Consider the following 21,951-nt stretch of genomic DNA (forward strand, 5'->3'; position numbering starts at 1 on the left):
CGCCAGGCGAGCGCGTCGGCGACGCCCTCGGCGATGCCGCGCCGGGGCTGCCAGTCGAGCAGCTCGCGGGCGGTGTCGACGGCGGCGTAGCAGCCGATCACGTCACCGGGGCGCGGCCCCGCCTCCCGGACGTCGAGCCGGGCGCCGACGGCCTGTTCGAAGGCGGCGATCAGCTCACGGACGGTGGTGCCGTCCCCCGTCCCGACGTTGATCACGCGGTAGCGGTCCGCCGCGTCCGGCGCGATCACCCCGTCGAAGCGGAGCAGCGCCGCGACGTGCGCCTCGGCGAGGTCCTGGACGTGGACGTAGTCGCGGATGCCGGAGCCGTCCCGGGTCGCCCAGTCGACGCCGGTCACGGTGAACGGCGCACCGGTGGTGTGCGCCTCGATCAACTTGCCGAGGGCGTGGGTGGGGTGGAGGTCCTGCAGGCCGGTGCGCAGCTGCGGGTCGGCGCCGATCGGGTTGAAGTAGCGCAGGGCGATGACGCGCTGGCGCTCGGCCCCCTCGCCGCGGGTCCAGTCCTGGAGCACCTGCTCCATCATCTGCTTGGTGCGCGCGTACGGGCTGTTGGCGTCGACCGGGCTGCTCTCGTCGACCCGGGCGTCCGGGGTCGGCGCGTAGATGGAGGCGGAGCTGCTGAAGAGGACGCGGGTGCAGCCGTGCCGCTGGAGGGAGTCCAGGAGCTCGATGGTCTTGGCCACGTTCTCCCGGTAGTAGTACAGCGGCTTGGCCACCGACTCCGGTACGACGATCTTCGCGGCGCAGTGCACCGTCGCGTCGATGTCCGGGTGGTCGGCGAAGATCCGGTCGAGCAGGGCCGTGTCGGCGATGTCGCCCCGGTAGAAGATCCGGTCCTCGACGAACTCGGCGCGGCCCTTCGACAGGTCGTCCAGCACGACCGGGGTGATCCCCCGGTCGATCAGCGCGGACGCCACCGTGCTGCCGATGAACCCCGCACCGCCGGCGATCAGGACCTTCTTCATGCGCGGACGCTCCCCTGCGATCGGCCGGGCGCCCGGTGGCGCCCGATGACAGGAAGGGACGTCGGTTCGTACCCGGGCGGTTCCCGCGGAGGCGTCCCGGGGGGGACCAGTCCAGGCGCCGGGGGGCACGCCAGGCGGGCCGGCGGGGCGGGGCCGTTCAGGACCGGCGGCGGCGGAGCCAGAGACCGGCGGCGGTCAGGAGGACGGCCGCGGCGGCGGTGCCGACGGCGGCCCAGGTGATGCTGTCGGAGCCGGACCCGCCGTCGGGGGCGGCCGTGGTGTCACGGGTGGCCCCGGCGGTGGTCGGCTGCGCGGGACCGGACGTCGGGGCGGGGGCGGACCCGGTGACCGGTTCCAGGGTCGGCCCGGTGGCCGGTTCCGGGGCGGGCCCGGCGGTGGAGCCGGCCGACGGCGAGGCCGCCGTGCCTGCGGGCACGGGGTCGTTGATGACGGTGGCGTCGACGTCGAGTTCGCGCTGGGCGTGGCCCAGGGAAGGGAACGCGCAGTCCACGGTCACCTGCCAGTGCCCGGCGGGGAGGATCTCCCGGGTGGTGTAGGTGCCCGGGTGGCCCGGGACGGTGACCAGGCGCCACGGGCCCACCGCGCGGCCGTCCGCGGCGGTGGCGGAGAGGGTGCCGGCGAAGCCCTCGGTGACCGGGTCGCGGTCGTTCTCCCAGGTGGCGACGGTGCTGACATGGCCGTTCTGCTGGCCGGTGACGTCGAGGTGGACGCTGTCCCCGTGGGCGGCCGCGGGCACGGCGACGGGCAGGACGGCCGCCACGGCGAGCGCGGCGGCGGCGAGGATCGGGCGGGTTCGCATGACGGTCATTCCTCGTGGCGGTGTGCGGGACGGGCGCGGGAAGCGGGGGCGCCGGGCCCGGCCGCCTCGGGAGGGAGGACGGCCGGACCCGGCGTGGGAACCGAACGGTTCAGGTCGTGCGGCTCGCGGTCGTGGCGCTCGGCGGTCGTGACGCTCGACGGTCGCAGTGATGACGGTCGCAACGGTCGCAACAGTCGTGACGGTCACGGCGGTCGTGACGCGCCACTGCCGCAGCGCCCCGCGGACTCGCGGGCCTACCGGCTCACGAGGTCTTCAGCAGCGACCAGGTCTGGTACGGCCGGCCGTTCGCCTGCTGCAGCTCCAGCAGCCAACCGCCGTAGTACCAACGGTCGCTGAGCCCCAGCACCATCGAACCACCGTTCGCGGTGACGGTGAACCCGCCGTCCGCGGCGGTGAGCTGCCACTTCTGCGCGGCCGCGTCGGAACACGGCTGCTGGGCGACGTACTGGCCGGCGACCGGGGCGCCGCCGAGCTGCAGGCACTTGTTGGAGCGCGCCGACTTGATCCGCACCGAGCCGTCGCCGGCGTCCTCGAACTGCCACTTCTGGTTGGCGTAGCCGGTGCGCTGGTAGGCGATGGCCACGGTGCCGTCGTTCATCGAGCTGCCCCACAGGTCGGCCGCCTGGCCGGTGAGGCCGTTGACCATGGTGTAGTTCGCGCCGGGCTGCGGGCGACCGGCGTCGGAGACCGTACGGAAGGTGGCGGCGCGGCCGGGCTTGCCGACGGCGCCGGCGGCGTCGCGGACGGCGACCGCCACGGTGTACGAGGTGCCGGGGGCGAGGCGGACCACGCCGACCACGGTCGAGCGGACGGTGCCGATCGCCTGGCCGTTCAGCAGCACGTCGTAGGCGGCCGCCGACGGAGCGGCCTTCCAGCTCAGCATGACGGAGTTCTGGGTGATCTGACTGACCGTCACGTCAGGACCGGTGTTGCCCGCAGTCGGGGTCGCGGTCGGCGACGGGGAGCCGGTCGGCGTGGCGGTGGGGCTGCCGGTGGGCGTCGGGGACGGCGAGGGCGTGCGGGTGGGCGAGGTCGTCGAAGTCGGGGTCGGGGTCGGCGTGGGGGTCGGGGTCGGAGTGGGGTTCGGACCGGTGCCGCCGCCGGAGATGAGGAAGCGGTTGTTGGCGACGTTCCAGTGCGTGGTGAGGTAACTGCCCGGCGCGGGAGACGTGTTGTAGTAGTCGTCGTGGTTGCAGTCGAGCCGGTCGTCATGGGCGCGGTCCGGGCAGACGGTCCGCATCTGCGGGTAGTTGGGGGCGTCCGAGTAGCACATGATGTCCCACTCGTCGACGCAGTGCCCGGCCTTGCTGGAGTTGGGCGCGCTGTTGTTCACCGCGCCCAGGTTGTGCCCGAGTTCGTGGGCGGCGGTGCTGCCGCTCCAGCAGCCGGAGTCGGTCCGGCCGTACGAGGGGCCGAAGTTGCTCAGGTTGTCCTGGCTGGGGCGCTCGTCCCCGGCGAAGGTGCCGATCCCGCAGTACACCTTGGCGTCGGTGAACATCATGTACTTGCGGTCCTTGCGGTTGAACCCCTGCGCGGCGAGGGCCCGGTTGCTCGCGTTGAAGTCCTGGATCTCGGAGTCGGAGATCTGCACGTTCAGCACCGAGGCCGTGCAGTCACCCTCGGTGACGAAGCGGACGTGCCGCTCGCCGCCGGTCTCCGCGGCGCTCGCGTTGTAGATGACGTCGACGTCGGCGGCCCACTTCTTGAACGAGGGCAGGTACTGGGCGAACCGGTCGCTGCCCGGAGCGTGGACGTACACCACCTGGACGCGGTTACCGCTGCTGCCGTCACCGTCGCAGATCAGCTTCGACCCGGCGGGCGCGGCCCCGGCCGGCTCCGCGGCAGCGGTGCCGGAGCCGCCGAGCAGCGCCTTCTGCGTGGCGTCCAGGACGGGCGCGGAGCCCTTCAGCAGATCGGCGGCGGCGGGCGGCTGGGCACCGGCTGCGGGGGTGAGCGCGGGTGCCTGCGCGGCCGGGGCCGCGACCGGCGCGACGTCCTGGTGGATGTCGACGCCCTTGGGCGGAACGTCCGGGCCGTGGCTGCACTGGGTGCTGCCGGTGACCTCCAGCGTGCCGCCGCAGCGGTCGCTGCCCGGCAGGCTCAGTCCCGCGTAGACCAGGCCGCGATCGGGCTGGTCCTTGGGTATCGCCTTGAGCGGCACGGCCTTCTCGTCCCGCTTCGGCGCGGGCGCCTGGGTGGCGCCCTCGGCGGTGCCGGTCTCCCCCGGCCCGCCGTCGTCGCCGATCAACCCGGCCTGCGAGCCCGAGTTGTCGGCCACGTCCGCCGCGGCCGTGACGGCGCCGTGCACGCCCGCCGGCTCCAGCGCGGTGCGGATGCCGAGCGTCCCCGCCACCAGCCCTGCCGCCACGGCTGCGGCGACCAGGGCGCTCCTGCGGGTGAGCCTGCGGCGCTTTCGCCGACGAAGCTCGCTGCTCCGGTGTCCCATCGCGTTCCTTTCCTCGTGCGACGACCCGCGCCCTGTGGTGAATGAGCGGCGCAGGCCTTCCGACACTCCGGAGAGCGAAAGGGACCCCAGGGAATAACAGAAACCTCTTGCGAAACTTTTCGATCCGTTCGATCGGGCGGCGCAGGCCGACGGCACGGGAGAACCGTCCGTGGACCGAGGAAACGGCGTGGGAGGGCCGAAGGCGCACCCGGAAGCGTGCGCACCGTCCGGACCGTGGCGGTCCGTCAGCGACGGACGAGAGTCAGGCCGCGGCCCCCACCGCCCGCGCCCCCGCGGACGCCGCCACGGCTGCGGCGCCGCAGCCGCCGTGCAGTCGGGCCAGCGCACCCGCCAGGGCGACGCGGTCCCCGGCGAGCCAGAGCCGCAGGGCGGCGGAGAGCGCGGCGCTGGCCGGCCCGGCCGACGGGCCGCCGGCACGGACGAGCCGCTCGCCGAGCAGCGGCAGCAGGTCCGCGACCGGGGCGGGCAGCCACAAGGTGAGGGCGAAGGGCGCGGGCCGGGCCAGGACCCGCATCAGCGGCAGCACGGACGCGTCGTCGTGCAGGGCGGGGATGACCTCCAGCAGGCCGTCCACCGCCACGTCGGACACGTCGCCGCCGTGCCCGCGCGCGAGTTCGCGCAGCAGTGCCCGTTCGGCTGCGGTGATCCGGACGGTCAGCATGACCTCGTCACAGTCCATGGTCCCGGCCCCTCGTCGTGGAGTTCGTGGAGTTCGTGGAGTTCGTGGAGTTCGTGGAGTACTGGTGCTTCGTACGGCACCGGCGTTCCGCGGAGCACCGGGGCCCCCTGACCGCCGGGAGCACCGGAGTGCCGGGGTGCCGGAGTTCGTGGAGCATCCGTGTGCGGTCGTGTCATCGCCGTGTCAGTCCCGTGCCGACTTGGTTCCTGCCCCGTTCCGGCGGCCCGACACCGGTTCGATCAAGCCGTAATGGCCGTCGTAGCGGCGGTAGAGCACGCGCAGTCGCTCGTCGGCGACGTCGGTGTACCCGACGAACGGGCGGCCGGTGAGCCAGAGCCGGCGGGCCGCCTCGGCGGGGTCGAGCGGCGGCACTGCGTCGCTGCCGACGGCGCACGGCTCCACGACGCCGCTGAGCGGGCAGCGGTGCACCAGGCTGTCGCGTCCGGTCGCGGCGTCCGCGAAGAGGTGGAACCGCCGGTCCAGCGCCAGCAGTTCGCGGGCGGCCTGCCCGGGGGTGCGGGTGGCGAGCACCACCGTCTTGTGCCGGGCGATCCGCCGTCGGGCCAGCGGACGGTCGACGTACTGCGGGCGGTAGGCGCTCTCGTACGTGGCGGCGAAGCCGATGTCGCCCTGCTCGCGCAGCCGGACGACCCGTCCCGTGAGCGTTCCCAGCACCAGGTCGACGGACTCCCGTGCGGTCCCGGTGGCCAGTTGCACCCGGACCGGCCCGGTGTCCTCCAGTTCGACGTCCACCTGGGCCAGCGCGGGCCGGCTGAGCCACCGGTCCCCGCTCACCGTCCGGGTGAGCCGCAGCCGCAGCGCGTGCGTGTCCGGCCCGAGCGCCGTGGCTGTGACCAGCGCCCGGGCCCTGGCATACTCGGCGTCCTCGCGCGGCAGCTCGCCGCGGATCTCCACCCGGACGTCGAGCGCGGGCCGGTGGCGCAAACGGGTCATCAGAGCCCTCCTTCTCCGCCACCATGCTGGCCTTCGGGCGGCCGCGCGGCGAGGGTCCAAAGACCCTGCGGTCGGGCCCTGCGGGGGGCCTTCGGGTCCAGCACATCGGCGCAGGTCAACCCGACTCTCCCGGGCAGGCACGGAAGGGTCAGGGAGATCGGCCGTTGGAGTGATCCCCGCGCGTTCGGCGCAACGCCCGTGGAACGGGCGCGTTTGCCATGGCGTGCGCCCTCCAGTGGGGGTGCGCGCGGGGACCGCACTGGCCGGTCCCCCCGCCTCGCGGCCGACCCGCCGGTGCCCCTCCCGGCACCGTCCGCGCCGGCCCCTCTGTGAGAGGTAGTGTCATGACCCTGATGACCGAGACACGGAAACGGATCGTCCCCCCGAGAACCGCGCCGCGCCCGTCCCCCCTGGCCCGCGCGGCCGTCCCGCCGCTCGCCCCCGGCGCCCTCCCCGGCCTCGGGCACGCCGCCGCCCTGCTGCGCGACCCGCTCGGCTTCCTCGGCTCCCTCGCCCGCCACGGCGGCGTGGTCCGCATCCGACTCGGACCACGCACCGTCTGCGTGGTCACCGACGCCCGGCTCGTCCACACCCTGCTCGTCGCGCTCGCCCACGACTGCCCGCGCGGCGCCGTCCAGGACACCCTCAAGACGGCCTTCGGCGACGGCCTGCTGATGTCCGAGGGACAGGCCCACCGTGACCGGCGCCGAATCATCCAGCCCGCCTTCGGCCCGGACCGGATGGCCGAGTACCTGGCCGTGATGCACCAGGTCACCGAGGAACGCGTCGGGCGCTGGCGCCCCGGTCAGGTCCTCGACGTCGCCAAGGAGATGAACCACCTCGCACTGGAGATCGTCACCCGCTCCCTGTTCGGCGCCCGCCTCAGCGAGGACGCCACCCTCGCCTTCCACCGGGCGCTGCCGGACCTGGTGAAGGGCCAGATCGTCCAGTCCCTCTACCCACACCCGTCACTCGCCCGACTGCCCCTGCCCGTCAACCGGCGCTTCGACGCCGCCGTGCGGGTGCTCAACCGGGTCGTCGACCAGGCCGTCAACGGACCTGCGGCGAAAGCCCGTTCCGCCGAGGGCCGAGGCACCCTGCCCGCCCTGCTGCGCGCCGCGACCGACCCGGCCACCGGCCGCCCGCTCACCGAGGCCGACGTCCGGTCCGAGGCGATCACCATGTTCGGCGCGGGCACCGAGACCGTCTCCACCACCCTGACCTGGCTGCTCGACGAACTGCTGCGCCACCCCGAGGTGGAGGCCCGCGTCCTGGCCGAACTCGACGAGCACCTGCCCGCCGGCACCGTCCCCACCCCCGAGGCACTGGCCCGGCTCACCTACACCCGTGGCGTCACCCAGGAGGTGGTGCGGCTGCACGCGCCCAACGCCTTCCTGATGCGCACCGCCCGGGTCCCCGTCGAACTCGGCCCGTACCGGATCCCGGCCGGCACCGAACTGCTCTACAGCCTCACCGCGTTGCACCGCGACCCCGTGCGCTACCCCGAACCGCTCGACTTCCGCCCCGAGCGCTGGCAGGACGGCGGTGGCGCCGGCCGGCCCTCCTTCCTGCCGTTCGGGGCGGGCAAGCACAAGTGCATCGGCGAGGCCTTCGCCTGGGCGGAACTGACCGTCGCGGCAGCCGGCGTCCTGCGCCGCTGGCGGCCGGTCGCCGAGCCGGGATCGCGGGCCCGGGAGGTGGTGTGGACCACGGTCCAGGCGCAGGGGCTGTGCGTCCGGCCGGTCCCGCGCGACCAGCGGACGTCCGGCGGGACACGGGCCCCCATGACCGCTCGCGCCGAACGGCCGGCGCCCGGGAGCGGCGCGACGCCCTCGCCCGACGAGCCCGCCGCACCGGGCGGCTGCCCGTTCACCGCCGCCCCCGCAGCCGCACTGCCACCGCGCCCGCCCGGCGACCTGCTCGCCGCCGCCGACCGGCACGCCGACTGGGCGGTCCGCCGCGGCCTGCTCACCCCCGCGGAGCTGCCCGGCTACCGGGCCTACGCCCTGCACGAGTTGATCGGCCACGCCTTCCCCCGCACCCGGGGCACCGAACTCGACCTGCTGGTGGACGTCCTGGGCTGGTTCACCATCCTCGACGACCGCTTCGACGGCACCCCCGGTCGCCGCCCGGCCGAGGCCCACGCCCTCGTCGACCCGCTGATCGCCCTCCTCGACGGCGACGACACCCCGCCGGACTCCCCGCTCCTCGACTCCTGGCGGGAACTGTGGAACCGCCAGAGCGCGTCGATGTCCCCCGCCTGGTGCGCCCGCGCGGCCCGCGAGTGGCGGGCGTGCCTGGCCACCTTCCCCGCCGAAGCCGACCACCGCGCCCGCGGCACCGTGCCCGCCCGCGGCCTCGGCCTGGCCGACACCATGCGGCTGCGCCGGCACGGCAGTTGCCTCTACCCGTTCATGAACATACTGGAACGGGTCCACGGCACCGAAGCCCCCGCCGCCCTCCACGCGGAACCCGCGCTGCACCGGCTGCGGGCCAACACCGCCGACGCCGCCACCCTGATCAACGACCTCTACTCACTGGAACGGGAGGAACGGCAGGCCGCGGCCGCCTTCAACACCGTACTCACCCTGCAGCGGGCCCGCGGCTGCACCCGCAGCCGGGCCGTCCGCGCGGTCCGCGACCGGGTCGCACTGCTGCGCCGGGAGAGCGAGGAGCTGCGCCGCGACCTGCAGCGCCGCCACCCGGCGGGGCGCTGGTACCTGGACGGCACCCGGGAGCTGGTCGCCGGCGTGCAGGCCTGGACCAGCACCACCGACCGCTACCTGGTGCGGGACGGCGGGCAGCGGCGCCGGTGAACGGACGGGCGCCTGCGGCGGGCCGGGCTCCCCGGGCACGGGCGGACAGGGCCTACTTCCGGCCGCCGAGTGCGAACAGCAGCAGCACGAAACCGGCGAACAGGTGCGTGGCGAAGACGTAGATGCCCGCGCGGATCAGCATCGCCTTGCGGCGCCGCTTCTCCTCGCTCGTGCTGTCGCTCGTGCTGTCGCTCATGGCGGACGGTTCTCCTCGGGTCGGCGGACGGGCCGGGTACGGCTCAGCGGGGCTGTCGGACGCCGGACGCGCGCAGCTCGGTGAGCAGCGCGCCCTGGTCGGTGATCAGCTCGGTCAGGATCCGGCGTGCCGCGCGCAGCAGTTCGGCGACGTCCGGGGTGCTGAGCGCGTACACCACCGTGTTGCCCTCACGGGTGGCCGTGACCAGCTGGGTGCGCCGCAGCACCGCGAGCTGCTGGGAGAGGTTGGACGGCTCGACCTCGATCTCCGCCAGCAGCTCGCGCACCGGCCGGGGTCCGTCCTGGAGCAGTTCCAGGACCCGGATCCGCACGGGGTGGCCGAGGGTGCGGAAGAAGTCCGCCTTGGCCTGGTACAGCGGGACCGGCATCGTCCGCATGCCTCCCTCGGGTCCGGCTCGGGCCGGCTCGGTGATCGTCCTGACCGGGCGGGTCCGTGCCGCGGCCGGTAGGCATCATCGCGGACAGATGAAGATTTCTTCAAGTCGTCACAGCCCGGCGGCTTCCCGTCGACGCGCGGAAGTGACCCACGCCACACCTGCGACCGCGCCCGGGCACGCCGACGCCGAGCCCGGGACGCTGCCAACTCCCGGGCTCGGCAGTCACGGTGACGAGCCGTCAGCAGACTACAGGCACATCGACCGTCACCGGGGCTGGTCCGCGCCAGATCGCCTCCACCGAGAAGGACGCGTGCACGGTCGAACCGCACGGCACGGTCGTGGAGATGCCGTCGACCCGCACGGTGCTGACCGTGAACACGGTGCGGCCGTTCACCGCGCCGAGCGAGGTGCCACCGGCCACGTCGGCCGACAGCCGGGTGAGCAGCTCCTGCGGCGCCGGCGGCCACGGGGTGCCCGGCGACGGCGGGCCGGCCAGGCCGATCTGCCCGTACAGCACGACGCTGTCGCCGGTGACGTCGGCGCAGACCTTGGTCGACAGCCCGGCCTGCAGGCCGGACCACCCGCAGGTGGTGACGGTCGCCGCGGCGGCGGTGGCCGTCGCGGCCGAGGCGAACGCCGGCACGGGCGCCGCGAAGAGGGCGACGGCACCGGCGGTGCCCGCCGCGATCCTGGCGATGCGGTTCATTGACTGCTCCTTGGGAGGCGGTGAGGACGATCAGGGACAGGTGGCGTGGCACATATGACATTTCATAGGTCCACGACAGAAACTCTGCCATGCGATTCCTATGCCCCGAACGCTTTTACCCTTGGAACGGCCGCCTCGACCGAAACCAGACCTTCGATGGCGCGATCACCCTCGACCGGCCGAACGGCCACAACCTTCCAGGCGACGGCAGCGTTGACCCCAGGTGAACCGCTTCCGCACCGCCGCCGCGGGCCTCCTCACCCTCCCCACCCTCCTCGCCCTGACGGCCGCCGGCCCACCGGCCGCCACGCCGACCGCCACGCCACCGGCACCACCGCCACCACCGGCGTCCTCCGCGCCGCCCGCCCCACCACGCGCCGCCCGGCCGGCCTCACCCCCGGCGTCCCTCCTGGGCACCGAGATCCGCCGGATCCCGACCGAGGAACGCGTCCTCGTCCTCACCTTCAACGCTGCCTGGGACGAGACCGGACTCGACACCGTCCTCGACGTCCTGCGCGACCGCGCCGCCCCGGCCGCGTTCTTCCCCACCGGCGACTTCGCCGACCGGCACCCCGGGGCGATCCGCGCCATCGCCGCCGCCGGCCACGGCCTGGGCAACCACTCCTACAGCCACCCGGACTTCTCCGCCCTCACCGCCGAGCGGGCCCGCACCGAGGTACGGCGTGCCGACACCGCGATCCGCCGCGCCGCCCCCGGAACCGACCCGCTGCCGTTCTTCCGCTTCCCGTACAGCGAGACCACCCCGCAGGCCATCGCCACCGTCAACGAACTCGGCTACGCCGACCTGGAGTTCACCGCCGACACCAACGGCTACCTGGGCCCCGGCCACGGCATGACGGCGGACCGCGCGGTCGAACGCGCCCTTGCCGCCCTCACCCCGGGCGCCGTCCTCCAGCTCCACGTCGGCGCCACCGACGAGGGCGGACCCGACACCTGCCTCGACGCCGAAGCCCTCCCCCGCATCATCGACGGCGCCCGGGCACGCGGCTACCGCGTCATCGACCCGCGCACACTGCTCGACCCGTGACCGTCCGGCCCGGGGAGCAGCCCCGCGCGCCGGGGCAGCCGGCGGCGGCGCGTCCGCGCATCGCCGCCTGGCTCCCGCACCGGGCCGACGCCCGCCTGCTCCGCCGCCCACCCGCCGACCGACCGCTCCGCCGCCCACCAACCGCCCGCCGCCTGCTCCGCTGCCCGGCCCGTCAGTCGAGGGCGGCGCGCAGGGCGTCGACGCGGGAGACGGCGGTGGCGAAGGCGTGGCGGTCGAGCCGGCCGGAGTCGAGGGCGGCGGCCAGGGCCTCGGCGGCGTCCGCGCCCTGCCGGGGGTCACGGGCGGAGCAGAGCAGCAGGTCCATGCCGGCTTCCGCGGCAGCCACCGCGCGGTCGCCGGTGTCACCGTAGGGGGCGAGCGCGCCGGCTTCCATCGCGTCGGTGACGGTGACGCCGTCGAAGCCGAGGCGGCCGCGGAGTTCGCCCTGGATGACGGCGGGAGACAGCCCGGCCGGGCGTTCCGGGTCCAGCGCCGGGTACACCGCCCAGGAGGCCATGACGAGCCCCACGCCCGCCGCGATGGCGGCCCGGTAGGGGGCCTCGTCCCGCGCCCGGATCTCCTGCAGCGGCGCGGTGAGGGTGACCGGGCGCTCGTCGGTGTTTCCGTCGAGCGGGGCGGTGCCCAGACCCGGGAAGTGCTTGGCGGTGGCGGCCACGCCGAGGCCCTGCTGGGCGGCGAGGAAGGCACTGCCCAGGCGCCCGACCGTGGCGGGGTCCTGGCCGAAGGAACGCTCGTGGTGGTCGATGAAGTTGTCCGGGGTGTCGTAGACGTCGAGCACCGGGGCGAGGTTGACGTTGAGCCCGGCGTCGGTGAGGGTCCGGGCGGCGCCGGTGCCGGAGGCCACCGCGGCGGCGCGCGGGTTCGGCGCCGACCCGACGCGGCGGGCGGAGAGTTCGGGCGCACCGGGCAGCCGACGGACCTTGCCGCCTTCCTGGTCGGTCATCAGCAGCAGCGTGCGGGGCTTCGGTGCCTCGGCCGCCGCCTGCTTCAACGCGTCGACCGCTTCGGCGAGTTGTTCCGGCCCGGTGATGTTCTCGCCGAACAGGATCACTCCGGCCGCCCGGCCTTCCCGGATCGTCTGCAGCACCTCGGGCGGTGGGGTCGGGCCCGCGTACGAGAGGACGATCCGCCGGCCGGCGAGCACGCGGGAGTCCTCCTGCTCCTGGGCGTCCATCGCTACGGTCCTCTCGGGGTGGATGAGGCGCGGCCCGGGCGCGGCTCCGGTCGGCACGGGCCCGGGCGCGGCCCCGGTCGGCACGGGCCCGAGTGCGGCCCCCAGGACCGCCAGCATGGCCCCGAACTGGGCGACTCGCCGGAAGGGAGCCATCACGCCTCCTGGGTCGACAGCGGACTACGGCCCGTCAGCGTACCCACGGCCCGGTTCCACCAGTCCGCCCCGCATCAGATTCATCCGATAATCCGACAGCTACTTCACCGCAGGAACGCGAGGTGCCCGGATGCCTTCCGACCGGGACCAGGACGCTCCGCCGCGCCCGCGCGTCCCCGCCCCGCTCCGGTACCGGTCAACGGAGAGGACCTCGTCGCCGGGCGGCCGGACCGGGCGCGCTCACCCTGCGTGGCGGACCAGCCGCCCCAGGACGGCGATGCCCTCGGCGATCTCCGCTGGTGCGCCCGCCGCGTAGCCGAGGACCAGTCCGGGCGGGGCCGGGAGGCGGGTGTGCCAGGAGAGGGGCTGGACCTTCACGCCGCGGGCGAGGGCGGCGGTGGCCAGTTCGGTGTCGGTGCAGCCGAGGTCCTCCGGCAGGGTGAGCATCAGGTGGAGGCCGGCCGCCGCGCCGTGGACGGTGGCGCCGGGGAGGTCGCTGCGGATGGCGGCGATCATGGCGTCCCGGCGGCGGCGGTGACGGCGGCGCAGCAGCCGCAGGTGGCGGTCGAGTTCGCCGGATTCCATCAGGCGGGCGAGGACCAGCTGGGGCAGGACGGGGTTGCCGAGGTCGGCGAAGCGCTTGGCGTCGAGGACGGCGTCGCGGAGCCGGGCCGGCACCAGCAGCCAGCCGGTGCGCAGCGCGGGGGCGAGCAGTTTGGAGACGCTGCCCGCGTAGCAGACCCGGTCCGGCAGGGCGGCCCGCAGGGCGGGGACGGGCGGCCGGTCGTAGCGGTGTTCGGCGTCGTAGTCGTCCTCGATGACCAGGCCGCCCTCGGCCGCCCAGTGCAGCAGCTCGCGGCGGCGGTCGCCGCCGAGGACGACGCCGGTCGGGTACTGGTGGGCGGGGGTGAGCAGGACGGCGGGGGCGCCGGTGGCGCGCAGGGCGTCGACCCGGATGCCCTCGGCGTCGACCGGGACGGGCGGGGTGGCGGCGAGCCAGTGGGCGAGGTGGCGGCGGGCGCCGAGGGAGCCCGGGTCCTCGACCGCGACCTCGGTGATGCCGGTCCGATCGAAGGCCCGGCCGAGCAGGGCGAGGGCCTGGGCCGTCCCGGCGACGATCAGGACCTCGTCGGGGTCGGCACGGATGCCCCGGTTACGGGCGAGCCAGTGGGCGACGGCCCGGCGCAGGGCGGGGGTGCCGCGGATGTCGCCGTAGCCGAGGTCGTGGGCGGCGAGGCCGTCCAGGACGGCGCGTTCGGCCCGCAGCCAGGCGGTGCGGGGGAAGGCGGCGAGGTCGGGCAGGCCGGGGGTGAGGTCGATCCGGGCGGGGGTGCCGCGCAGCCGGTCGAACACCTCGGCGTCGGGGTCGTCCCCGAAGAGCTCGGGTGCCGCCGCAGCGGGGTGGGGCGGCTCGGGTGCGGGCGGGGCGACGGGTGCGGCCGGGGCTCCGACCACGACGGTGCCGCCGCGCCCGCGCCCGGAGAGCTGCCCCTCTTCGGCGAGCCGCCGGTAGGCGTCGGTGACCACCCCGCGGGAGACGCCGAGTTCGGCCGCCAGCACCCGGCCGGCGGGCAGTCGGCTGCCGGCCGGAAGCCGGCCGTCGGCGACGGCCTCACGCAGTCGGCGGGCGAGCCAGTCGGTGAGGCCGCCGGGCGGGGCGTCCGCGGTGTCGAGCTGGAGGAAGTCGGCACCGGCCTCTTTGGACCTGTCGGACACGGCACGTTTGGACCTGTTCACCGGACCATAGTGGCGCGAGGGTGGGGTCCATGACCACGGAAACGGCACGGCCCGAGAACACGAACTACGTCCACGGCTACTCGGACACCGAGGCGCAGCGCCTCGGGGACCAGGCGGACACCCTCGCCGACCTGCTGCACGCGGGCACGGCGTACCCGGCCGGGAGCCGGGTGCTGGAGGCGGGCTGCGGGGTGGGGGCGCAGACGGTGCACCTGCTGGCCTCCGGCCCCGGCGTCCTGCTCACCGCGATGGACCTGTCGGCGGAGTCGCTCGCACAGGCCCGCGCCCGGGTGGCGGCGCAGGCGCCCGACGCGGAGGTCACCTGGCACCACGGCGACCTGCACCGGATGCCCTTCCCGGACGGCGCGTTCGACCACGTCTTCCTCTGCTTCGTGCTGGAGCACCTGCCCGACCCGGCGGCCGGGCTGGCGGCGCTGCGGCGGGTGCTGCGGCCGGGCGGCACGATCACGGTGATCGAGGGCGACCACGGTTCGGCCTTCTTCCACCCGCAGAGCCCGGCGGCCCGGCGCACGATCGACCACCTGGTCCGCCTCCAGGCGGAGGCGGGCGGCGACGGGCTGCTCGGCCGCCGCCTCCACCCGCTGCTGTCGGAGGCGGGCTTCACGGACGTGGCGGTGCGCCCGCGGACGGTCTACGCCGACGACGGCCGCCCGGCCCTGGCGGAGGGCTTCACCCTGCGGACCTTCGTCGCGATGGTCGAGGCCGTCCGGGCGGAGGCGCTGGCCGCCGGGCTGAGCACGCCGGACGACTTCGACCGGGGCATCGCGGAGCTGCGCCGCGCGGCCGGGCCGGGCGGGACGTTCCACTACACCTTCTTCAAGGCGGTCGCGGTCAACCCGTGAGGCCGCGCCGCGGCGGACGGCCGCCCGGGCCGCGGCAGCGGGTGGTCCCCCGGGACGGAATCGCCCGGCTACTCCTCGCCGTCCCCGAGGGTGGCCAGCAGGGTGCGCATCGCGTCGACCAGTGCGGCGGTGCGGTCGTCGTCCAGCCCTTGGAGGAGGCCGAACTCGGTGGCGAGGTGGTCGGGCAGGGCGCGTTCGATCAGGGCGTGCCCCTCGGGGGTGAGGGCGACCTCGCGGCTGCGGCCGTCCTGGTCGCTGCGGGTCCGGGTGACCAGGCCGCGGGCCTCCAGGCGGTCGAGGCGCTGGGTGATGGCGCCGGAGGTGACCATGGCGGACTGCATCAGGCCGGTGGGGGTGAGGCGGTAGGGCGGGCCGCTGCGTTTGAGGGTGGCGAGGACGTCGAAGGAGGCGGCGTCGAGGCCGTGCTCGGCGAAGGTGCGGTTGAGCGCCGCGTCCACCAGGCGGTAGAGGCGCTTGAGCCGGCCGAACACCTCCATCGGGGAGACGTCCAGGTCGGGGCGCTCCGCGGCCCACTGCGCGACGACGCGGTCCACATGATCTGCCACGGCACCAGGGTAGGCGATGCGCGAGGGTTTCCTTAGCGGTGAGGTAACTGTGAGCCACGTCACCGCCGAGGAGCGGCGAAGAATGCCTTAGCGCTGAGATACATTGGCTTAGTGCTAAGACATCGCCTCGCCGTCGTGCTGGTGACCGCCCTCGCCCCCGCCGTCTGGGGGACGACCTACCTCGTCACCACCGAGCTGCTCCCGCCCCACCGTCCGCTCCTCGCCGCCGTCCTGCGCTGCCTGCCCGCCGGGCTGCTGCTGATCGCCCTCACCCGCCGGCTGCCGCAGGGCAGCTGGTGGTGGCGCGCGCTGGTCCTCGGCGCGCTCAACATCGGGGCGTTCCAGGCCCTCCTCTTCATCGCGGCCTACCGCCTGCCCGGCGGCATCGCGGCCACCGTCGGCGCCGTCCAGCCGCTGATCACCGCCGGACTCTCGGCCGCCGTCCTCGGCGACCGGCTCACCCTGCGCACCGTGCTCTCCGGCATCGCGGGCGTGGCGGGCGTCAGCCTGCTGGTCCTGCGGGCCGGTGCGACATTGGACGCGCTCGGGGTGGCCGCCGCCCTCGGCGGCGCGGTGGTCATGGCCGCCGGCGTCGTCCTCTCCAAGCGCTGGGCGTCCCCCGCCCCGCTGCTCGCCACCACCGGCTGGCAGCTCACCGCCGGCGGACTGCTGCTGGTGCCGGTCACGCTGCTCACCGAGGGCGCGCCGCCGACCCACTACACCGGCGCCAACCTGCTCGGCTACGGCTACCTCTGCCTGATCGGCGCGGCGTTCACCTACGTGCTCTGGTTCCGCGGTCTGCGGGCGCTCACACCGACCTCGGTCTCCTTCCTCGCCCTGCTCAGCCCGGTGGTCGCCACCGTGATCGGCTGGCTGGCGCTCGGACAGGACCTCAGCCCGCTGCAGGCGCTCGGCGCGCTGATCGTGCTCGGCTCGCTCGTCGTCGCCCAGACCCAGCGGCCCCGCACGACCGGTCCGTCCGCGCCGGGGGCCCGGTCGGCCTCCGCACCACCGGTGCGCGAGAACGCCTGACCCCGCGCGGCCACCCCGGCCCCTTCGTCACCCATCCGCACGCATCACGTCCAAGGAGAACTCCCCATGCGCATCACCGTGTTCGGCGCCACCGGCAACGTCGGCGGCCGGGTCGTCGCCGAGGCACTCGCCCGCGGCCACCAGGTCACCGCCGTCCTCCGGGACCCGGCCAAGCCGCACGGCCTGCCGTCCGCCGCCGCCATCGCGGTCGGCGACGCCCGCAACCCCGCGGACGTCGCCCGGATAGCCGCCGGGCAGGACGCGGTGGTCACCGCGACCCGCCCGGTGCCCGGCAGCGAGCACGAACTGGCCGCCGCCACCACCGGACTGCTCGCGGGCATCGCCGGCACCGGCGTACGGCTGGTGGCCGTCGGCGGCGCGGGCAGCCTCACCGTCCCGGGCTCCGACGGGACGACCCTCGTGGAGTCCCCCGGCTTCCCCGCCGAGATCCGGCCGATCGCGCTGGCCTGCAACGAGCAGCTCGACCTCTACCGCGCGGCCGACGCCGAGGTCGACTGGACGTACCTGAGCCCGGCCGCACTGCTGGAACCCGGCGCGCGCACCGGCCGGTTCCGGCTCGGCCTTGACGAGCTGCTGGTCGACGCCGACGGCAACTCGGCGATCTCCATGGAGGACCTCGCCATCGCACTCCTCGACGAGGTCGAGCGGCCCGCCCACCGCCGCGCCCGGTTCACCGCCGGGTACTGAGGGGCCGCGGGCGACGGTCCCGGCGTCCCGCCGCCGGAGGGATCCCGGGGCCGGCACCCGGCCGGGGGTGTAGCCAGCACCACCCCGAAGACGGAAGCCCGGGTGATCGATCGTCAGGAAGAACCGGGACAGGATCGTTCCCGTGACGAACACCGCATCGACCGACACCACCTCGAACGGCACCACCTCGAACGGCACCGCAGCGCCCGGCACCGCAGCGCCCGGCACGGCCTCGGCCCGCACCGCTCCGAGCGCCGGCCCCCGCGTCCGGCGCGCCGCGCTGGTCGTGGCCGCCGCCCTCCTCGCCGGCCTCGCCGCTCCGGCCACCGCCGGCGCGGACACCGCCCGCGACCCGGGCGACGCCGACCCGGCACCCGCCCGGTACACCCACCAGACCCTGAACTGGCAGCCCTGCGCGAAGCAGCCCGCCCTGGACTGCGCCACCATGGCCGCCCCGCGCGACTGGCACCACCCGGGCACCGGGGCCGACCTGACCATCGCCGTCTCCCGACACCGCGCCACCGAACCGGCCCGGCGCAAGGGCACCCTGCTGATGGCGGCGGGCGGCCCGGGCGGGTCGGGCCTGCTGCGCCCGGCCACCCTGGCCGGCGCGGCCCCGGCCGTCGCCGCCGCGTACGACATCGTGGGCTTCGACCAGCGCGGGGTCGGCGCGAGCACCAAGGCGGTCTGCCAGACGCCGGAGGAGTTCCAGGAGTTCCTGGCCGGCGACTACCGGGACCAGTCCCCCGCCGCGACCGACCGCGTCCTCGCCAACGCCGAGAAGCTGGTGGCCGGTTGCCAGGAGCGCAGCGGCGACCTGATCCCCTACCTGACCACCGAGCAGACCGCCCACGACATCGACCTGTTCCGCTCCCTGCTGGGCGAGCGCAAGCTCAGCTACTACGGCCCGTCCTACGCCACGATGATCGGCGCCTACTACGGGACGCTCTTCCCGCACCGGGTCGAGCGGATGGTGCTGGACAGCAACATCGGCTTCGAGGGCAGCTGGGAGAAGTTCCAACTGGGCCAGCCGATGAGCTTCCAGCGCCGCTTCGACGAGGACTTCGTGCCCTGGCTGGCGGCCCGGGACGCCACCTACCACTGGGGCTCGACACCGGAGCAGGTACGGGCGCACTGGGAGCAACGGCGCGCCGCGCTGCACGACGCGCCCATCGTCGAGGGCTCGCTGACGATCGGCCCCAACCAGCTGGACGACCTGGCGATCTCGGGGCTCTACAGCGCCTCCTACTTCCCGGACGTCGCCCGGCTCCTGACCACCGTCGACCACTGGGACGGTGCCGACGCCGCCACCAGGACGGCCACCGCGACCGCGTTCAACAGTTACCTCAGCCCCGACTTCCTCGCCGAGTACTTCTCGGTGACCTGCAACGACACCCCGTGGACCAAGGACCTGGACACCTGGGTCCGGCTCGGCGCCGAGAACACCGCCCGGTGGCCGCTGGTGGGCGCCCGGACGCTCGCCTTCAGCGCGGTCTGCGCCGACTGGCCGGTCGCCCCGGCGCCCGCGGTCAAGGTCACCGGCGCCCACCTGCCGACCACGCTGATGCTCAACTCGGTCCACGACCCGGCGACCTACTACGAGGCGGCAGTCGGCGCCCACCGCGCACTGCGCGGCTCGAAGCTGGTCACCGTCACCGGGAACGGCGACCACGGCCAGTACCCCGGGCCGAACGCCTGCGTCACCGACGTGGTCGAGCGCTACCTGCTGGACGACCGGGCGCCCGCGCGCGACCTCACCTGCGCCTCGCCGCAGGTGGGTTGAGGCTGTCCCTCGCCGCGGACGGGTCGAGGCGGCGCCTCACCGCAGGCGGGTCGAGGCGGCTCCTCGGTCAGCTCCGGGACCGGGCCGACAGCCTGGCCCGGAGCCAGGCGAGGCCGACCGCCAGCCCGGCGAAGCCGCCGACGGCGAGCTTGATCCCCGCCTTGGCGACGATCCAGCCGACCCCGGGGACGCTCCACCCCAGCCAGTGGAACATCGCCAACATGACGGCCGCGCCGCACACCACGGCCAGCACAGTGGCACCGACGGCGGCGGCCCGCGAGAGTTCCTGCGGGTCGTCGCCCCGGGGCTCCGGAGCGGCCCCGTCCGCGCCCTCGGCGGTCTCGTTCACCATGTCGTTCGTACTCCCCTCAGCCATGGGGTGATGATACGACCTTCAACGCCGGGCCCGGTGGGTGTCCCCGAGGTGCTCGCCGGTCTCGTCGTCGGGGAAGCTGACGGCCATGGTGACGCGGTATTCGTGGACGTCCTCCCGGTGCCCCGGCACCAGGGCCCAGGCCAGCGAGTGCACTTCGGCCTCGGGGGCCTGGCGGCACCAGGCGGCCGCCTCCTCCAGGGCGCGGGCGGCCGACAGGCCCGTGCACACCACGGCGGTGTAGGCGGCGACCGCGACGTCGCCACCGGAGCGACAGGTCCGCGACACCGCCCGGACGGCGGCGGCGGCCTGGGTCAGGTCACGGGCCAGGTCGTCCACCACCCGAGGGGGCGCCGGCAGGACGACCGCTCCCTCGACGACGGTCTCCGGCAGGTTCGCGCTCACGGTCCGGACCTCCATCCGCATCATCACGCGGCACAGCATGCCGGGCGGTGATTCCTGGCATGCCCACTTTCACCGGAACGTCACCCGTCCAGGGCCGAGTCGGGGGCGCACCCTGGCGTCCGGGGACCCGCCCTGCTAGGGAGGCGGCCGCGCGCGCCTGACGACGTGGCAGGTCAGAGGGGTCGCTCGCGGGCGCTGCCGGGGAGCCCGAAACACCGGGCACGTACCACCCCCGTGCTCCGAACCGCCGGTCCGGCGCCGGGGCGCCCGTCCGACCACCGTTGGGCCCTTGGTCAACTCCCGTTACCGGAAGGCGAGATGCCGCCGGAAGCCGGTGGAACAACCGCAGGCCGGCGGCCCCGGGCAGCACCCCCGGGGCCGGCCGCACCCCCGCTGACGTGCCGAGTCAACCCCTCGGTGGGCCCCTGGTCCCCTCCGGGTCACCCTGTCCCTGTCAGATCGTCGTGATACTAATCGTCCGGTCTGCGGGTGCGGGCGCCAGGCGGACGGGCACGATGACGACGGCTCAACCGTTCCGGGATCGTCCGGACGGCGATGGGGAGGGGACACGGATGACGGCGAGGTTCGGCAGCAGCGGGGGCGGGCGGAAGCTCCGGATCGGCAAGCGGGTCACGGGGACGGCGGCGGCCTTCGCCGCGCTGGCCGCCCTGACCGGCTCCCAGGTGACGGGCTTCGGGCTCGCGCCCGCCGCAGCCGCGGACACCGGTCCCAACAGCGGCGCCAGCGCCCAGGATGCCGACCACGGGCAGGCCGCCGGCTCCCCGTTCGGCACCCCCGCTCCCGGCACCGCCGGCACGGGCGTCCCGGCCGACGGCGGCGGCACCCTCCAGTTCCCGCTGCCGCCCGGCGCGCTGCCCGGCGCACCCGTCGCCGGCCCGTTCGCGGCCACCGGGCCCGCGCTGCCCTCCACGGTGCTCGCCGCCTACCGCCAGGCCGAGGCCTCGCTGGCGCAGCGCTCCCCCGGCTGCCACCTCCCCTGGCAACTGCTGGCGGCGATCGGCCAGGTCGAGTCCGGACAGGCCAACGGCGGCCAGGTGGACGCCTCCGGCACGACCCTGACCCCGATCCTCGGCCCGGCACTGGACGGCAACGGCTTCGCCGCGATACCCGACACCGACGGCGGCCGCTACGACGGCGACGCCCGCTGGGACCGCGCCGTCGGACCGATGCAGTTCATCCCCTCCACCTGGGCCTCCTGGGGCGTGGACGCCAACGGCGACGGCAAGGCCGACCCGAACAACGTCTTCGACGCCGCCGAGACCGCCGGCCGTTACCTGTGCGCGGGCGGCCGCGACCTCGCCGACCCGGCCCAGCTCGACCGGGCGGTACTCAGCTACAACAACTCGGGCGAGTACCTGCGGACCGTCCGCAACTGGATGGCCCACTACGGCAGTGGCACGGTGACCACCGTCCCGAACAGCCCGGGGTCCTCGTTCCCGTCGTCCTCGCTGCCCTCGCCGTTCCTCCCGGTCCTCGGCGGCGGTGCGGGCAGCGGCACCACCAGCGGCGGCAGCGCCACGACCCCGCCGCCCGCACCGACGCCGACCCAGGCGCCGACCACGCCGGTCACGCCGGTCACGCCCGCGCCGAACCCGTCGCCGTCGGCGGAGCCGACGACGGCCCCCACCACGACGCCCACGCCCACCGGTTCGCCGTCGCCCACCGCGACGCCGACGTCCACTCCGACCGGCACCCCGACCGGGACGCCGACGACGACCCCGAGCGGCACGCCCACGGGCACCCCGACCGGTACGCCCACGGCCTGCCCGGACCCGACGGCCACGGCCACCCCGACCGGCGCGCCCACCGGAACTCCCACGGGCACGCCCACCCCGACGGGCAGCCCGTCCCCCACCGCCACGCCCACCGGCACCCCGACGGCGACGCCCACCGGCGCCCCCGGCTGCCCGACCCCCGCCCCGACGGCGACGGGCACCCCGAGCGCGGCGCCCAGCACCACCCCCAGCGCCTCGGTCTCACCGTCGGCCGCCGCGAAGAAGTGAACCGAGAGGGGCGCGGTTCCCGCAC

Annotated in this window: 20 protein-coding genes; 7 read left to right on the forward strand and 13 right to left on the reverse strand. The window is 75.1% G+C overall.

Features of this window, described 5'->3' with window-relative positions; translation table 11 throughout:
- The 5 genes from galE to ACFV04_RS36795 form a co-directional block, all read right to left on the reverse strand.
- Positions 1-983: UDP-glucose 4-epimerase GalE (gene galE, locus ACFV04_RS36775; protein ID WP_380535258.1), on the reverse strand; the 983-nt coding region annotated here is incomplete at its 3' end.
- A gap of 157 nt (positions 984-1,140) precedes the next feature.
- Positions 1,141-1,803, reverse strand: coding sequence for a hypothetical protein (locus ACFV04_RS36780; protein WP_380535260.1), 663 nt, complete (start codon positions 1,801-1,803; stop codon positions 1,141-1,143).
- Positions 1,804-2,065: 262 nt separating this feature from the next.
- The gene (locus ACFV04_RS36785; protein WP_380535261.1) at positions 2,066-4,270 is read right to left on the reverse strand and encodes an RICIN domain-containing protein; all 2,205 of its coding nucleotides are present in this window, start codon (positions 4,268-4,270) and stop codon (positions 2,066-2,068) included.
- Positions 4,271-4,532: 262 nt separating this feature from the next.
- On the reverse strand, positions 4,533-4,970 hold the full coding sequence (locus ACFV04_RS36790) for a hypothetical protein (RefSeq protein ID WP_380344759.1): 438 nt from the start codon (positions 4,968-4,970) through the stop codon (positions 4,533-4,535).
- 183 nt (positions 4,971-5,153) lie between these two features.
- Positions 5,154-5,924, reverse strand: coding sequence for a sigma 54 modulation/S30EA ribosomal C-terminal domain-containing protein (locus ACFV04_RS36795; RefSeq protein WP_380535263.1), 771 nt, complete (start codon positions 5,922-5,924; stop codon positions 5,154-5,156).
- A gap of 353 nt (positions 5,925-6,277) precedes the next feature.
- On the opposite strand from ACFV04_RS36795, the gene ACFV04_RS36800 reads away from it, so the two are divergent.
- Positions 6,278-8,740, forward strand: coding sequence for a cytochrome P450 (locus ACFV04_RS36800; protein ID WP_380344753.1), 2,463 nt, complete (start codon positions 6,278-6,280; stop codon positions 8,738-8,740).
- 52 nt (positions 8,741-8,792) lie between these two features.
- Here ACFV04_RS36800 and ACFV04_RS36805 read toward each other — a convergent pair whose 3' ends face one another.
- From ACFV04_RS36805 to ACFV04_RS36815, 3 genes are all read right to left on the reverse strand, one after another.
- Positions 8,793-8,936 (reverse strand): DUF6126 family protein, encoded by a 144-nt coding sequence (locus tag ACFV04_RS36805; protein WP_380535265.1) that lies wholly within the window; start codon positions 8,934-8,936, stop codon positions 8,793-8,795.
- Positions 8,937-8,979: 43 nt separating this feature from the next.
- Positions 8,980-9,324, reverse strand: coding sequence for an ArsR/SmtB family transcription factor (locus tag ACFV04_RS36810; RefSeq protein ID WP_380344887.1), 345 nt, complete (start codon positions 9,322-9,324; stop codon positions 8,980-8,982).
- A 247-nt stretch (positions 9,325-9,571) separates the two neighbouring features.
- Positions 9,572-10,039, reverse strand: coding sequence for a hypothetical protein (locus ACFV04_RS36815; protein WP_380535267.1), 468 nt, complete (start codon positions 10,037-10,039; stop codon positions 9,572-9,574).
- 223 nt (positions 10,040-10,262) lie between these two features.
- Here ACFV04_RS36815 and ACFV04_RS36820 point away from each other — a divergent pair, with 223 nt between their 5' ends.
- The gene (locus ACFV04_RS36820; RefSeq protein ID WP_380535269.1) at positions 10,263-11,087 is read left to right on the forward strand and encodes a polysaccharide deacetylase family protein; all 825 of its coding nucleotides are present in this window, start codon (positions 10,263-10,265) and stop codon (positions 11,085-11,087) included.
- Between the two features lie 172 nt (positions 11,088-11,259).
- On the opposite strand, the gene ACFV04_RS36825 is transcribed toward ACFV04_RS36820, so the two are convergent.
- Together ACFV04_RS36825 and ACFV04_RS36830 are read right to left on the reverse strand one after the other, a co-directional pair.
- Positions 11,260-12,282 (reverse strand): glycoside hydrolase family 3 N-terminal domain-containing protein, encoded by a 1,023-nt coding sequence (locus tag ACFV04_RS36825; RefSeq protein ID WP_380344742.1) that lies wholly within the window; start codon positions 12,280-12,282, stop codon positions 11,260-11,262.
- 393 nt (positions 12,283-12,675) lie between these two features.
- Positions 12,676-14,151, reverse strand: a complete 1,476-nt coding sequence (locus ACFV04_RS36830; RefSeq protein ID WP_380535271.1) for a PLP-dependent aminotransferase family protein — start codon at positions 14,149-14,151, stop codon at positions 12,676-12,678.
- A 50-nt stretch (positions 14,152-14,201) separates the two neighbouring features.
- Between ACFV04_RS36830 and ACFV04_RS36835 the strand changes: the two genes are divergently transcribed.
- Positions 14,202-15,035 carry a methyltransferase domain-containing protein gene (locus tag ACFV04_RS36835; RefSeq protein ID WP_380344736.1) on the forward strand — a complete coding sequence of 278 codons (834 nt, stop codon included), beginning with the start codon at positions 14,202-14,204 and terminating at the stop codon, positions 15,033-15,035.
- A gap of 68 nt (positions 15,036-15,103) precedes the next feature.
- Here ACFV04_RS36835 and ACFV04_RS36840 read toward each other — a convergent pair whose 3' ends face one another.
- Positions 15,104-15,601, reverse strand: a complete 498-nt coding sequence (locus ACFV04_RS36840) for a MarR family winged helix-turn-helix transcriptional regulator (protein ID WP_380344734.1) — start codon at positions 15,599-15,601, stop codon at positions 15,104-15,106.
- A 111-nt stretch (positions 15,602-15,712) separates the two neighbouring features.
- Between ACFV04_RS36840 and ACFV04_RS36845 the strand changes: the two genes are divergently transcribed.
- The 3 genes from ACFV04_RS36845 to ACFV04_RS36855 all read left to right on the forward strand — a co-directional run bounded on the left by ACFV04_RS36845 (position 15,713) and on the right by ACFV04_RS36855 (position 19,124).
- A complete protein-coding gene (locus tag ACFV04_RS36845; RefSeq protein WP_380344731.1) occupies positions 15,713-16,633 on the forward strand; it encodes an EamA family transporter in 921 nt (306 codons plus the stop codon).
- Positions 16,634-16,699: 66 nt separating this feature from the next.
- The gene (locus ACFV04_RS36850; RefSeq protein WP_380535273.1) at positions 16,700-17,341 is read left to right on the forward strand and encodes an NAD(P)-dependent oxidoreductase; all 642 of its coding nucleotides are present in this window, start codon (positions 16,700-16,702) and stop codon (positions 17,339-17,341) included.
- A 142-nt stretch (positions 17,342-17,483) separates the two neighbouring features.
- On the forward strand, positions 17,484-19,124 hold the full coding sequence (locus tag ACFV04_RS36855) for an alpha/beta hydrolase (RefSeq protein WP_380535275.1): 1,641 nt from the start codon (positions 17,484-17,486) through the stop codon (positions 19,122-19,124).
- Between the two features lie 67 nt (positions 19,125-19,191).
- On the opposite strand, the gene ACFV04_RS36860 is transcribed toward ACFV04_RS36855, so the two are convergent.
- Both ACFV04_RS36860 and ACFV04_RS36865 read right to left on the reverse strand, forming a co-directional pair.
- A complete protein-coding gene (locus ACFV04_RS36860; protein WP_380535277.1) occupies positions 19,192-19,500 on the reverse strand; it encodes a hypothetical protein in 309 nt (102 codons plus the stop codon).
- Positions 19,501-19,518: 18 nt separating this feature from the next.
- The gene (locus ACFV04_RS36865) at positions 19,519-19,902 is read right to left on the reverse strand and encodes a hypothetical protein (RefSeq protein ID WP_360257584.1); all 384 of its coding nucleotides are present in this window, start codon (positions 19,900-19,902) and stop codon (positions 19,519-19,521) included.
- 572 nt (positions 19,903-20,474) lie between these two features.
- Here ACFV04_RS36865 and ACFV04_RS36870 point away from each other — a divergent pair.
- Positions 20,475-21,926, forward strand: a complete 1,452-nt coding sequence (locus ACFV04_RS36870) for a lytic murein transglycosylase (protein ID WP_380535279.1) — start codon at positions 20,475-20,477, stop codon at positions 21,924-21,926.
- Positions 21,927-21,951: the final 25 nt, after the last annotated feature.

Origin of the sequence: Kitasatospora sp. NPDC059599 (assembly GCF_042735125.1) — a bacterium.
Lineage (GTDB): Bacteria > Actinomycetota > Actinomycetes > Streptomycetales > Streptomycetaceae > Kitasatospora.

Excerpts from the sequence above, each read along its gene's own strand:
- ACFV04_RS36780 (WP_380535260.1), bottom strand. The coding sequence starts at position 1,803 with ATGCGAACCCGCCCGATCCTCGCCGCCGCCGCGCTCGCCGTGGCGGCC.
- ACFV04_RS36785 (WP_380535261.1), bottom strand. The coding sequence starts at position 4,270 with ATGGGACACCGGAGCAGCGAGCTTCGTCGGCGAAAGCGCCGCAGGCTC.
- ACFV04_RS36790 (WP_380344759.1), bottom strand. The coding sequence starts at position 4,970 with ATGGACTGTGACGAGGTCATGCTGACCGTCCGGATCACCGCAGCCGAA.
- ACFV04_RS36795 (WP_380535263.1), bottom strand. The coding sequence starts at position 5,924 with ATGACCCGTTTGCGCCACCGGCCCGCGCTCGACGTCCGGGTGGAGATC.
- ACFV04_RS36800 (WP_380344753.1), top strand. The coding sequence starts at position 6,278 with ATGACCGAGACACGGAAACGGATCGTCCCCCCGAGAACCGCGCCGCGC.
- ACFV04_RS36805 (WP_380535265.1), bottom strand. The coding sequence starts at position 8,936 with ATGAGCGACAGCACGAGCGACAGCACGAGCGAGGAGAAGCGGCGCCGC.
- ACFV04_RS36810 (WP_380344887.1), bottom strand. The coding sequence starts at position 9,324 with ATGCCGGTCCCGCTGTACCAGGCCAAGGCGGACTTCTTCCGCACCCTC.
- ACFV04_RS36815 (WP_380535267.1), bottom strand. The coding sequence starts at position 10,039 with ATGAACCGCATCGCCAGGATCGCGGCGGGCACCGCCGGTGCCGTCGCC.
- ACFV04_RS36825 (WP_380344742.1), bottom strand. The coding sequence starts at position 12,282 with ATGGACGCCCAGGAGCAGGAGGACTCCCGCGTGCTCGCCGGCCGGCGG.
- ACFV04_RS36835 (WP_380344736.1), top strand. The coding sequence starts at position 14,202 with ATGACCACGGAAACGGCACGGCCCGAGAACACGAACTACGTCCACGGC.
- ACFV04_RS36850 (WP_380535273.1), top strand. The coding sequence starts at position 16,700 with ATGCGCATCACCGTGTTCGGCGCCACCGGCAACGTCGGCGGCCGGGTC.
- ACFV04_RS36860 (WP_380535277.1), bottom strand. The coding sequence starts at position 19,500 with ATGGCTGAGGGGAGTACGAACGACATGGTGAACGAGACCGCCGAGGGC.
- ACFV04_RS36870 (WP_380535279.1), top strand. The coding sequence starts at position 20,475 with ATGACGGCGAGGTTCGGCAGCAGCGGGGGCGGGCGGAAGCTCCGGATC.